The organism is Pseudomonas sp. B21-031, from assembly GCF_024748985.1.
Taxonomy (GTDB): domain Bacteria; phylum Pseudomonadota; class Gammaproteobacteria; order Pseudomonadales; family Pseudomonadaceae; genus Aquipseudomonas; species Aquipseudomonas kermanshahensis.
In genome coordinates this window covers 5,895,564-5,907,668 of sequence record NZ_CP087181.1, presented here as the reverse complement: position 1 = coordinate 5,907,668, position 12,105 = coordinate 5,895,564, and the positions used below count along the sequence as shown (strand labels likewise).

The window sequence follows — 12,105 nt, the reverse complement described above, 5'->3', positions numbered from 1 at the left end:
TGTCATACGGGACCGCTAGGGTGTGCGCATGAATGATCTGGCCAACTCCACCATGACCCAAAATTCCCAACCCGTGCGGATTGACTTCAATACGCCCGAGTTGCAACGCAAGCGCCGCATGCGTGCGCTCAAGGACCGCCTGACCCGCTGGTATGTACTGGTGGGCGGGCTTGCCGTATTGGCGGCAATTACCCTGATTTTCTTCTACCTGGCCTATGTGGTGCTGCCGCTGTTCCAGGGCGCTGAGCTGACCAGCAAGAAGGCCCTGGAGCCGACCTGGCTGCAACAGGATGCCGGCAAGCCGCTGATGATCGCGCTTGAAGAGCAGAACCTGGTGGGCATGCGGGTTTCTGACAAGGGGCAGGCACTGTTCTTCGACACCAAGACCGGTGCCGAGCTGCAGCGCGTCGACCTGCCGCTGCCGGCCGGTACCCAGGTGAGCTCCATCAGCACCGATCAGCCGGGTAGCCCGCTGGTTGTGCTGGGTCTGTCCAATGGTCAGGCGTTGGTGTTCCACCACACCTACAAGATCACCTACCCGGACAACAAGAAGACCATCACCCCAGGCATCGACTACCCCTACGGCAAGGACGCGTTCGTGCTTGACGACCAGGGCCGCCCCCTGGAACACGTGAGCGTCAACGTCAACGGCGAAACCCTGCTGCTGGCAGGTTCCACCGGCTCGCACTTGCAGGTCACCCAACTGACCCGCGAAGAGAACATGATGACCGGCGAGGTCACCAGCGAGCAGAACCGTATCGACCTGCCGCAGATGACCGAACCGGTCAAGGCCATCTATGTCGACCCGCGCCAGCAATGGCTGTATGTGGTCAACGGCCGTGCCACCGCCGATGTCTTCAGCTTGCGTGACAAGAGCCTCAACGGCCGCTACAAGCTGCTGGAAGATGGCAATGCCGAAATCACGGCCAGTGGCCAGTTGGTGGGTGGTATCTCGCTGATCTTCGGTGACTCCAAAGGTGGCTTGAACCAGTGGTTCATGGCCCGCGATCCCGATGGCGAGTCGCGCTTCAAGTTGATCCGCAGCTTCCAGATGGGCAACGCGCCGATCGTCCAGATCGATGCCGAAGAGCGCCGTAAGGGCTTCATCGCCCTGGACGCCGAAGGCAAGCTTGGTGTGTTCCACAGCACCGCGCACCGCACGCTGCTGGTCGAGCCGGCTGCAGAAGGCGCTGGCATCCTGGCCCTGTCGCCGCGTGCCAACCGCATCATCATCGAGGAAGGCGGCAAGCTGTTGCCGCTGAGCCTGAAGAACCCGCACCCGGAAGTCTCCTTCAGCGCGCTGTGGGGCAAGGTCTGGTACGAGAACTATGACGAGCCCAAGTACGTCTGGCAGTCGACTGCGTCGAACACCGACTTCGAGCCCAAGCTGAGCCTGTCGCCGCTGACCTTCGGTACCCTGAAGGCTGCGTTCTACGCGATGATCCTGGCCGCCCCGCTGGCCATTGCCGCCGCCATCTACACCGCCTACTTCATGGCCCCTGGCATGCGCCGCAAGGTCAAGCCGGTGATCGAGCTGATGGAAGCGATGCCGACGGTGATCCTCGGCTTCTTCGCCGGCCTGTTCCTCGCGCCGTACCTCGAAGGCCACTTGCCGGGTGTGTTCAGCTTGTTCGTGCTGATGCCGTTCGGCATCCTGCTGGCCGGCTTCGTCTGGAGCCGCCTGCCGGAGTCGATCCGCCTGCGCGTGCCGGATGGCTGGGAAGCGGCGATCCTGATCCCCGTGATCCTGTTCACCGGCTGGTTCGCACTGACCATGAGCCCTTACCTGGAGACCTGGTTCTTCGGCGGCGACATGCGCCTTTGGATCACCAACGACCTGGGCATCACCTACGACCAGCGCAACGCCCTGGTAGTCGGCATCGCCATGGGCTTCGCGGTTATCCCGAACATCTACTCGATTGCCGAAGACGCCGTGTTCAGCGTGCCGCGCAGCCTGACCCTGGGCTCCCTGGCCCTGGGTGCGACGCCGTGGCAGACCCTGACCCGCGTGGTCATCCTCACCGCCAGCCCGGGTATCTTCTCGGCGCTGATGATCGGCATGGGCCGTGCGGTGGGCGAGACCATGATCGTGCTCATGGCCACCGGCAACACCCCGGTGATGGAGATGAACCTGTTCGAAGGCATGCGCACCCTGGCCGCCAACGTGGCGGTAGAAATGCCAGAGTCGGAAGTCGGTGGCAGCCACTATCGCGTGCTGTTCCTGGCGGCCCTCGTGCTGCTGATGTTCACCTTCATCATGAACACCTTGGCCGAGCTGATTCGCCAGCGTCTGCGCAAGAAATACTCGTCGCTTTGATAGAAAGGTAGAGATCCGTGAAAAAGGATTCCCTCAAAGGCTGGTTCAAGAGCGGCGCCCCAGGCGTCTGGATCAGCGGTGGCGCGGTTGCCATGGCGGTGATCATGACCATCGGCCTGCTGTCGGTCATCGCCGTGCGAGGCCTGGGCCACTTCTGGCCGGCCGACCTGGTCCAGGCCACCTACAAGGTGCCTGGCCAGGCTGATCACATCGTCGTCGGCGAAGTGGTGCAAAAAGAAGAAGTGCCCCGTGCACGCCTGAAGGGTGCCGGCTTGCCGGTACCTGAGCAGGGCCCAGAGTTCATGACCCGTGAGCTGATCAAGGTCGGTAACCGCGACCTCAACGGCAGCGACTTCACTTGGGTGGTGGGCGACTGGCTGGTCGATGAGCAACGCCCGGTCGACCTGATGGCGCTGGAACGCCGCGAGTGGGGCAACTTCTACGGCTACCTGGTCAGCGTCAAGGAAGAAGGCCGCGTGGTCGCCGAAGGCCCTGCCGCCTGGAACGAACTGCAGGCCCGCCTCAAGCGCGCCAACCAGCTCAACGGCGAATTGCAGCAGCTCGAGAAAAAAGACATCGGCGCCATCAACCATGGCCTCGAACGCCTGCGCCTGCATAGCCGCAAGCTGGAACTGGAGGGCAAGCTCGACGCCGCTGCCCAGGCCGACATGGACGCCGAGCGTGCCGAGCTGAACAGCCGCTACAAGGCCATCGAAGACCGCCTCAGCGGCCTGCACCAGGCCTTCTCCCGCGACAGCCTGGTGGCACGTGATGCCAACGGCCGCGAAGTGGAGATCAACCTGAGCAAGGTGGTGCACGCCATCCAGCCGAACGGCATGTCCGGGCTGACCAAGATGGGCACTTACTTCGCCAAGGTCTGGGAGTTCCTCAGCGACGACCCGCGTGAAGCCAACACCGAGGGCGGTATCTTCCCGGCCATCTTCGGTACGGTGATGATGACCCTGATCATGGCCGTGATCGTGACCCCGTTCGGCGTGCTGGCTGCAGTCTACCTGCGCGAATACGCCAAACAGGGCCCGGTGACGCGCCTGATCCGCATCGCGGTGAACAACCTGGCGGGTGTACCGGCGATCGTCTACGGCGTGTTCGGCTTGGGCTTCTTCGTCTATGTGCTGGGTGGCTCGATCGACCGGCTGTTCTTCCCCGAGTCGCTGCCGGCACCCACCCTGGGTACACCGGGCCTGCTGTGGGCCTCGCTGACCCTGGCGCTGCTGGCGGTACCGGTGGTGATCGTGGCCACCGAAGAAGGCCTGGCGCGGATCCCACGCACCGTGCGCGAGGGCTCGCTGGCCCTGGGCGCGACCAAGGCCGAGACCCTGTGGAAAATCGTCCTGCCGATGGCCAGCCCGGCCATGATGACCGGCATGATCCTCGCCGTGGCCCGCGCCGCGGGTGAAGTGGCGCCACTGATGCTGGTGGGTGTGGTGAAGCTGGCGCCGTCGTTGCCACTGGATGGCAACTACCCGTACCTGCACCTGGACCAGAAGATCATGCACCTGGGCTTCCACATCTATGACGTTGGCTTCCAGAGCCCTAACGTCGAGGCCGCGCGCCCGCTGGTGTACGCCACCGCGCTGCTGCTGGTGCTGGTGATCGCCACCCTCAACCTCTCGGCGGTGTGGATCCGTAACCACCTGCGCGAGAAGTACAAGGCGCTGGACCACTGATCCTGATTACAAGCGTGCCGCCTGCAAGCCGGGCGGCCCTTTGAAACGAATTGATAGCGTATGGAGTTGACCATGCAGCACGAATCCCATACCCACGGCATCGACATGTCTGCCCTGGGCCGCGACAAGCAGAGCCTGCGCCTGGCCGAAGAGACCGTGGCCATCGAAGTACCGGGCCTGAGCCTGTTCTACGGCGACAAGCAAGCCTTGTTCGACGTCAGCATGAATATCCCCAAGCAGCGCGTGACCGCCTTCATCGGCCCGTCCGGCTGCGGCAAGTCGACCCTCCTGCGTACCTTCAACCGCATGAACGACCTGGTTGACGGTTGCCGTGTGGATGGCGCCATCAACCTGTATGGCACCAATATCTACCGCAAGGGCGAAGACGTGGCCGAGCTGCGCCGCCGTGTGGGCATGGTGTTCCAGAAGCCGAACCCTTTCCCCAAGACCATCTACGAGAACGTCGTCTACGGCCTGCGCATCCAAGGCATCAACAAGAAGCGCACCCTCGACGAAGCCGTCGAATGGGCACTGAAGGGCGCCGCCCTGTGGGATGAGGTCAAAGACCGCCTGCACGATTCGGCCCTGGGCCTGTCGGGTGGCCAGCAGCAACGTCTGGTCATTGCCCGCACCATCGCCGTGGAACCAGAAGTGCTGCTGCTCGACGAACCGTGCTCGGCACTGGACCCGATCTCGACGCTGAAGGTCGAAGAGCTGATCTACGAATTGAAATCCAAGTACACCATCGTCATCGTGACCCACAACATGCAACAGGCGGCGCGCGTCTCGGACTACACCGCCTTCATGTACATGGGCAAACTGGTCGAATTCGGGGACACCGACACCCTGTTCACCAACCCGGCGAAGAAGCAGACCGAAGACTACATCACCGGTCGCTATGGCTAGTCGGTCTGCCAGCCGCAGGCCTGGGGCCAAGGGATAACACGAACGACTTGAAGCTTGCGGCTTGAGGCTTGCAGCTTTTTCGCGGAGCGAAACGATGATCAACAAAGAAAGCCTTACGCATCACATCTCCCAGCAGTTCAACGCCGAGCTCGAAGAGGTGCGCAGCCACCTCCTGGCCATGGGCGGCCTGGTCGAGAAACAGGTCAACGACGCGGTAACCGCGCTGATCGAGGCCGATTCGGGCCTGGCTCAGCAGGTGCGCGAGGTCGATGAGCAGATCAACCAGATGGAGCGCAACATCGACGAGGAGTGCGTCCGCATCCTCGCCCGCCGCCAGCCAGCGGCGTCCGACCTGCGCCTGATTATCAGCATCTCCAAGTCGGTGATCGACCTGGAACGCATCGGTGACGAATCGACCAAGATCGCCCGCCGCGCCATCCAGCTGTGCGAAGAAGGCGAGTCGCCGCGCGGTTACGTTGAGGTGCGCCACATCGGCGACCAGGTGCGCAACATGGTGCGCGACGCGCTGGACGCCTTTGCCCGCTTCGATGCCGACCTGGCGTTGTCGGTGGCGCAGTACGACAAGACCATCGACCGCGAGTACAAGACCGCGCTGCGCGAGCTGGTGACCTACATGATGGAAGACCCGCGTTCGATTTCGCGGGTGCTGAGCGTCATCTGGGCCTTGCGTTCGTTGGAGCGTATCGGCGACCACGCCCGCAACATTTCCGAACTGGTGATTTACCTGGTACGCGGTACCGACGTCCGTCACATGGGCCTCAAGCGCATGAAGGCGGAAGTGCAGGGCACCAGCGGCGATGAGGCCGAAAGCGCTAATGTTCCGGGCCAAGCGGACGATAAATAGTATTGCTCCCGAGCCTCAACGCCCGGCTTAGGCCGGGCGTTTTCGTTTGCGGTCGAGCAGCCATCAGGCACCCGCGAACGGTGTGAAGAAGTCCCGCTCCACGCGCAGTTGTGGCAAGTAGCCATCACTTGCCGATAGGCTAGTCGGGATTCAAGAGGAGTATCGATGAGTAAAGTCAATGTGCTGGTCGTGGATGACGCCCCGTTCATCCGCGATCTGGTCAGGAAGTGCCTGCGCAATGCCTTTCCGGGCATGGTCATCGACGATGCGGTCAACGGTCGCAAGGCTATGGCCATGTTGGGCAAGGAGCCGTTCGACCTGGTCCTGTGCGACTGGGAAATGCCCGAGATGTCGGGCCTGGAGCTGCTCAGCTGGTGCCGTCAGCAGCCCGCGTTGAAGAGCCTGCAGTTCATCATGGTGACCAGCCGTGGTGACAAGGAGAACGTGATCCAGGCCATTCAGGCCGGTGTGTCCGATTTCGTCGGCAAGCCGTTCACCAACGAGCAGTTGCTGACCAAGGTGAAGAAAGCCCTGACCAAGATCGGCAAACTCGACAGCCTGATGGCCACTGGGCCTGCGCGGGCGAATTCGGCGTTTGCCAACGATTCGCTGAGCGCGCTGACGGGCGGCAAGCCTGAAGCCGTCAAGGTCGCGGCGCCTGCTGCCGCGCCGGCCAAGCCGTTGATCAATGCGCCGGCACCGCCTGCGGCTGCACCCAGTGGCCGTGGCCAAGGCCAGTTGCGCCTGTCTAGCGGCACACAGCCGTGCGTGATCAAGGCGTTGAGCCTGAAAGAGGCGCTGTTGGTGGTGCGCCGTAGCGAAGCGCTGCCGCAGGTGCTGGAGGGCGCGGTACTGGACCTGGAGCAAGGCGAAAACGCCGAAGTCGCGCGCCTGAACGGTTACCTGCATGCCGTCGCGGCGCTGGAGCCCAAGCCAGACAGCGACTGGCTGCAGCTGACCTTCAAGTTCGTCGATCAGGATGCGCAGAAGCTCGACTACCTGTCGCGGCTGATTGCCCGCGGCACGGCGCAGAAGCACTTCACGCCCGGCGCCTGATCCACAATCAGGCATCCGCGGTTCCTGTAGGAGCAGCCTTGTGCTGCGAAGAGGCCGGTGATGACACCGTGATATTGGCTGTTATCAACGGCCTCTTCGCAGCACAAGGCTGCTCCTACAGGGTACGTGTTCGCCATCCGACCAACTGTCATATCCCCCGCCAAACCGGCTGCTAGGCTTCGACAGATCACAACTGTCAAAAAGCCACTATCATGCCCGCCCGCCTGCTGCTGTTCTGTGCATTGCTCATGGCCTCGGCGTCGAGCCTGGGCGTGACCCTCTACCCGATCACCGATGCCAACGGTGTGGGTGCCTATACCGACCGACCAGGCCCCGGTGCCAAGCCGATCGAGCTGCATGAATCCATGGTCGAGCGCCAGGAAAGCCAGGTGCGGCTCAACGCGATCGTGTTCCAGGGCGGCGTGAGCTTTTCTGCGCGCAATGAATCGCATGTGCCGGTGCAGGTCGAATTGCACCTGGACAAGCTGATCAACGCCCAAGGCGGCAATGCGCCGCGGATCGTGCGCAGGGTGCTGCCAGGGCGTTCAACCCAAATGCTCAGCGTGCTGCGGGGCCGCCCTGGTACGTTGCTGGGCTATCGCTCGACGCTGCTGCAGGCAATGGGTGACCCGGGGCTGCGGCCTCAGGGTTATCGGTACGCCTTCCCCTGGCTGGGCGGGCCGTTTCGGGTGACGCAGGGGCCCAACGGCCGCTTCAGCCATTTTGGCCCCAAGGGGCGCTATGCCATGGATATCGCCATGCCTGAGGGCACGACCATCATTGCGGCCCGGGAAGGGGTGGTGGTGAATGTCGAGAACAGCCAGACCGGGCGTGGCAGCAACCCTTCGGGCAATTTCGTCAGGGTCCTGCACGCCGACGGCACCATGGGCGTGTACCTGCACCTGATGCGTGGTTCGGTGGTGGTGGCTGAGGGGCAGCGGGTGAGGCAGGGGCAGGTACTGGCCAAGTCCGGCAACACCGGCAACAGCACCGGCCCGCACCTGCATTTTGTGGTGCAGCGCAACGTGGGGTTGGCGCTGGAGTCGATACCCTATCAGTTCGACAGGCCGATCAGTGGGCTGCCCGACTTTACGGCGGGCAACCCCTGAACGATGGGCCGTAAGGTCAATCCAGCTTCAGCACTTTGGCCAGCACGATCTTCGGCCCTTTCATCTTCTTGATGATGATGCGCAGGCCTTCGACCTCAAGCACTTCTTCCTCTTCGGGGACGCGCTTGAGTGTTTCATACACCAGACCAGCCAAGGTCTCAGCCTCGATGTGGTCCAGGTCGATGCCCAGCAGGCGCTCGACCTTGAACAGCGGCGTGTCACCGCGCACCAGCAGCTTGCCCGGCTGGTAGGCGAGGATGCCGCGCTCGGTCTTGCGGTGTTCATCCTGGATATCGCCGACCAGTACTTCCAGCACGTCTTCCATGGTCAGGTAGCCGATTACCTTGCCATCGGCTTCCTCGACCAGCACGAAATGCGCGCCGCCCTTGCGGAACTGCTCCAGCAACTGCGACAGCGGCATATGCCGTGAAACCCGCTCCAGCGGCCGGGCCAGGTCTTCGAGGTCGATGGTTTCGGGCAGGTGGTCGAGTTCAGCCAACTCCAGCAACAGGTCCTTGATGTGCAGCAACCCGGTGAACTCTTCGCGCTCGGCGTCGTAGACCGGGTAACGGCTGAACTTGTGGCGGCGCAGCAGGGCCAGGATCTGCTTGAGCGGCGCGTGCGCGTCGATGCTGACCATGTCCTCGCGGGAATTAGCCCAGTCGACCACTTCCAGCTCGCCCATTTCCACTGCCGAGGCCAGCACGCGCATGCCCTGGTCGCTCGGGTCTTGGCCACGGCTGGAGTGCAGGATCAGCTTGAGCTCTTCGCGGCTGTAATGATGCTCATGGTGCGGGCCAGGCTCACCTTGGCCAGCAATGCGCAGGATGGTGTTGGCGCTGGCATTGAGCAGGTAGATGGCCGGGTACATCGCCCAGTAGAACAGGTACAGCGGCACCGCGGTCCACAGCGACAGCAGCTCGGGCTTGCGGATCGCCCAGGACTTGGGCGCCAGCTCACCGACCACGATGTGCAGGTAAGAGATGACGAAGAAGGCGACGAAGAACGAAATGCCCTTGATCAGCTCTGGCGTGTCAACGCCCATGTAGGCCAGCAGCGGCTCCAGCAGGTGGGCGAACGCTGGCTCGCCGACCCAGCCCAGGCCCAGGGAGGCGAGGGTGATGCCCAGCTGGCAGGCGGACAGGTAGGCGTCGAGCTGGTTGTGCACCTTACGCAGGATGCTGCCACGCCAGCCGTGCAGTTCGGCAATGGAATCGACGCGGGTTGAGCGCAGCTTGACCATGGCGAACTCGGCGGCAACGAAGAAGCCGTTGAGCAGCACCAGGAGCAAGGCAAAGATGATCATGCCGAAATCGGCGAATAACGAGGTGAGGCTGATACCAGGGGAAGGGTCCATGATGGAGTTTTTACGGGGTCCGTCTTTGGGGAATGGAGAAAAAAAGTGCCAGCACAGGCTGGCACAGGGGGTCCAATGTAGCGGTTGAAACCGCAAAAGCAAAGGGTGATGGTCTTGATGGGGTTGCGGCGCAGCCTTCTCAACCCTTGCCGTTGGCCAATTGTGCCGGCGCAAAGTGACAGGTAAAGGTGCTGCCATGCCCCGGCACGCTGCTGATCTCCAGGCGCCCGCGATGGCGCAGCAGTACATGCTTGACGATCGCCAGGCCCAACCCCGTGCCCCCGGTATTGGACGCCCGGCTGGAGTCGACGCGGTAGAAGCGCTCGGTCAGCCGTGGCAAATGCTTGGCATCGATGCCGATACCCGAATCCTGCACGCTGAGGTGCGCACCCTGGGCATCGGCCCACCAGCGGATGCGAATGCTGCCCTCGTCCGGGGTGTATTTGACCGCGTTGAACACCAGGTTGGAGAACGCACTGCGCAGCTCTGCCTCGCTGCCCTTGAGGCTGACGCCGGGTGCGGCTTCCAGGCTGATGCGCTGGTTACGTGGGCCGGACAGCGCCTGGGCATCGCCCTTGATCGACTGCAGCAGGGCATCGACGGGCACGGGCAGGTTGTCGGAGGGGTAGTCGGTGGCCTCCAGCTTGGCCAGCAACAGCAAGTCATTGAGCAGGGTTTGCATGCGTGAACCTTGCTGGCTCATCTGCTGCAGGGCTCGAGTCCAGCGCGGGTTTACGTCCTCGACGTTGTCGAGCAAGGTTTCCAGGTAGCCGGTAATCACCGTCAGCGGCGTACGCAACTCATGGGAAACGTTGGCGACGAAGTCCTTGCGCATCTGTTCGAGCTGATGGATGCGGGTGACATCGCGCACCAGCATCAGGTGCTCGTTATTGCCGTAGCGGGTGATGTGCAGCTGCACGCGCATCCGGTCATTGATCGGCGAAGGGATTTCCAGCGGTTCGACGTAGTTCTCCGCCTCGAAGTATTCCTTGAAGCGAGGGTGGCGCACCAGGTTGGTCACCTGCTGGCCGCCGTCCTGCGGGGTCTTGAAGCCCAGCAGGGTTTCGGCGGCGCGGTTCCACCATTCCAGGTTGCCGTCGCTGTCGAGCATGATCACCGCGTCGCGCAGCGCGGCGGTGGACTCCTGCACCCGGTCGATCACCGCCTGCAAGCGGCCGCGTACGCGTTGGTCGCGACGTTGCAGGTGGTAGATGCTGTCGAATACTTCGCCCCACAGGCCATAGCCGTCTGGCGGGGCCTCGTCGGGTTGATGGTTACGCAGCCAGTCATGCAGGCGCAGCAGCTGCTTGAGGGTCCAACCCAGGTACAGGGCCAGGCCGATGGCCAGGCTCCAGCCGTAATAACCGCTGACCAGCCCACCGACCAGGCAGACAGAGATCAGCAGCAGCAGGTGGCGAATCAGGGTCGCGTGCCAGTTCTGGTTCAATTGACGGTCCTTGTACAACGTCGTGCAGCCAGGCGTGCAGGCGTGTCAGCTCTTGGTCGAGAAACGGTAGCCAGTGCCGCGGACGGTTTGTACCAGATTTTCGTAGGCTTCACCCAGCGCCTTGCGCAAGCGGCGGATGTGCACGTCGACGGTACGCTCCTCGACATAGACGTTGCCGCCCCAAACCTGGTCCAGCAACTGGCCACGGGTGTAGGCGCGCTCTTGGTGGGTCATGAAGAACTGCAGCAGGCGGTATTCGGTGGGGCCCATCTCGGCCGGTTTGCCGTCGATGGTCACGCGGTGGCTGATCGGGTCAAGCAGCAGGCCACCGACTTCGATCGGCGCCTCGCTGTCGCTCGGGCCGGTGCGACGCAGCACGGCTTTCAGGCGGGCGACCAGCTCGCGGGGTGAGAAGGGCTTGGTGATGTAGTCATCGGCGCCCACTTCCAGGCCTTGGATCTTGTTGTCCTCTTCACCTTTGGCGGTGAGCATGATGATCGGGATGTCCCCGGTCAGCTCGTCACGCTTCAGGCGGCGGGCCAGTTCGATGCCCGAGGTGCCCGGCAGCATCCAGTCGAGCAGGATCAGGTCAGGCTTGCGGTCGACGATGATCGCGTGGGCCTGTTGCGAGTTCTCCGCTTCCAGGCAGTCATAGCCGGCCATTTCCAATGCAACGGCGATCATCTCGCGAATAGGCGCTTCGTCGTCGACGATCAGAATGTTCCTGCCAACCATGCTCAAAACCTCTCCTGGAAAATCGTGTCTGGCCCGCATTAGATAACGGAATTATTGCAGCTGTGTGACAGAGCATTGGCTGTTCTGGCGACATTCCATGACTGGACTAGGCTTGAAAGGGCCGCTGCGGCGGCTATCAGAACTCATTTCCCCGGAAACAATGGTGAATCCAATGACACGACATACGCTGAGCTGGATGGCCCTTCTTGCTGCGCTGGCACTCCCGGGGGTGGCCTCGGCCGACCATGCGATGGAGAAGAACGGCATGCTGGTCGACCATGCCGGCATGACGCTGTACACCTTTGACAAAGACGCTGGGGGCAAGTCGATGTGCAATGGCGATTGCGCAAAGAATTGGCCGCCGTTGACGGCTAAAGCGAGCGAAAAGGCAGATGGTGAGTGGACACAGATCAAGCGTGACGATGGCACGATGCAATGGGCCTATGACGGCAAGCCGCTGTACACCTTCGTCAAGGACAAGAAGGCCGGGGATACCACCGGTGACGGCATGAAAGACGTCTGGCACGTGGCCAAGCCGTGACATAGCCGGGGCCGCTTTGCGGCCCTATCGCCGGCAAGCCGGCTCCCACAGGGGCAGCAGCTATGCAAACTCTGTGGGAGCCGG

The 12,105-nt window shown here is 62.6% G+C and carries 10 protein-coding genes; 7 read left to right on the top strand and 3 right to left on the bottom strand.

The window, feature by feature from the left end:
• Positions 1 to 28: 28 nt before the first annotated feature.
• The 6 genes from LOY53_RS26340 (at position 29) to LOY53_RS26315 (ending at position 7,941) form a co-directional block, all read left to right on the top strand.
• Positions 29 to 2,317, top strand: a complete 2,289-nt coding sequence (locus LOY53_RS26340) for an ABC transporter permease subunit (RefSeq protein ID WP_099455731.1) — start codon at positions 29 to 31, stop codon at positions 2,315 to 2,317.
• Between the two features lie 17 nt (positions 2,318 to 2,334).
• Positions 2,335 to 4,005, top strand: a complete 1,671-nt coding sequence (gene pstA / locus LOY53_RS26335) for a phosphate ABC transporter permease PstA (protein ID WP_027592127.1) — start codon at positions 2,335 to 2,337, stop codon at positions 4,003 to 4,005.
• 72 nt (positions 4,006 to 4,077) lie between these two features.
• On the top strand, positions 4,078 to 4,911 hold the full coding sequence (pstB, locus tag LOY53_RS26330) for a phosphate ABC transporter ATP-binding protein PstB (protein WP_252826257.1): 834 nt from the start codon (positions 4,078 to 4,080) through the stop codon (positions 4,909 to 4,911).
• Positions 4,912 to 5,005: 94 nt separating this feature from the next.
• Positions 5,006 to 5,776, top strand: coding sequence for a phosphate signaling complex protein PhoU (phoU, locus tag LOY53_RS26325; protein ID WP_027592129.1), 771 nt, complete (start codon positions 5,006 to 5,008; stop codon positions 5,774 to 5,776).
• 165 nt (positions 5,777 to 5,941) lie between these two features.
• Entirely contained in the window at positions 5,942 to 6,832 is an 891-nt protein-coding gene (locus LOY53_RS26320; RefSeq protein WP_027592130.1) for a response regulator, read from the top strand.
• A 212-nt stretch (positions 6,833 to 7,044) separates the two neighbouring features.
• The gene (locus tag LOY53_RS26315) at positions 7,045 to 7,941 is read left to right on the top strand and encodes a M23 family metallopeptidase (RefSeq protein WP_258703443.1); all 897 of its coding nucleotides are present in this window, start codon (positions 7,045 to 7,047) and stop codon (positions 7,939 to 7,941) included.
• A gap of 16 nt (positions 7,942 to 7,957) precedes the next feature.
• Here the strand turns inward: LOY53_RS26315 and LOY53_RS26310 are convergent, their stop codons facing one another.
• The 3 genes from LOY53_RS26310 to phoB all read right to left on the bottom strand — a co-directional run bounded on the left by LOY53_RS26310 (position 7,958) and on the right by phoB (position 11,480).
• Positions 7,958 to 9,298: a hemolysin family protein gene (locus LOY53_RS26310; protein WP_027592132.1), complete on the bottom strand. Its 1,341-nt coding sequence runs from the start codon at positions 9,296 to 9,298 to the stop codon at positions 7,958 to 7,960.
• Between the two features lie 139 nt (positions 9,299 to 9,437).
• Entirely contained in the window at positions 9,438 to 10,745 is a 1,308-nt protein-coding gene (phoR, locus tag LOY53_RS26305; protein WP_252826255.1) for a phosphate regulon sensor histidine kinase PhoR, read from the bottom strand.
• 45 nt (positions 10,746 to 10,790) lie between these two features.
• On the bottom strand, positions 10,791 to 11,480 hold the full coding sequence (phoB, locus tag LOY53_RS26300; RefSeq protein WP_003253341.1) for a phosphate regulon transcriptional regulator PhoB: 690 nt from the start codon (positions 11,478 to 11,480) through the stop codon (positions 10,791 to 10,793).
• 172 nt (positions 11,481 to 11,652) lie between these two features.
• Here phoB and LOY53_RS26295 point away from each other — a divergent pair, with 172 nt between their 5' ends.
• The gene (locus LOY53_RS26295; protein ID WP_085272159.1) at positions 11,653 to 12,021 is read left to right on the top strand and encodes a hypothetical protein; all 369 of its coding nucleotides are present in this window, start codon (positions 11,653 to 11,655) and stop codon (positions 12,019 to 12,021) included.
• The last annotated feature ends 84 nt before the right edge of the window (positions 12,022 to 12,105 follow it).

Coding starts and splice junctions, on each gene's coding strand:
- LOY53_RS26320 (WP_027592130.1), top strand. CDS start 5,942: ATGAGTAAAGTCAATGTGCTGGTCGTGGATGACGCCCCGTTCATCCGC.
- phoU (WP_027592129.1), top strand. CDS start 5,006: ATGATCAACAAAGAAAGCCTTACGCATCACATCTCCCAGCAGTTCAAC.
- phoB (WP_003253341.1), bottom strand. CDS start 11,480: ATGGTTGGCAGGAACATTCTGATCGTCGACGACGAAGCGCCTATTCGC.
- LOY53_RS26340 (WP_099455731.1), top strand. CDS start 29: ATGAATGATCTGGCCAACTCCACCATGACCCAAAATTCCCAACCCGTG.
- LOY53_RS26295 (WP_085272159.1), top strand. CDS start 11,653: ATGACACGACATACGCTGAGCTGGATGGCCCTTCTTGCTGCGCTGGCA.
- pstB (WP_252826257.1), top strand. CDS start 4,078: ATGCAGCACGAATCCCATACCCACGGCATCGACATGTCTGCCCTGGGC.
- LOY53_RS26315 (WP_258703443.1), top strand. CDS start 7,045: ATGCCCGCCCGCCTGCTGCTGTTCTGTGCATTGCTCATGGCCTCGGCG.
- LOY53_RS26310 (WP_027592132.1), bottom strand. CDS start 9,298: ATGGACCCTTCCCCTGGTATCAGCCTCACCTCGTTATTCGCCGATTTC.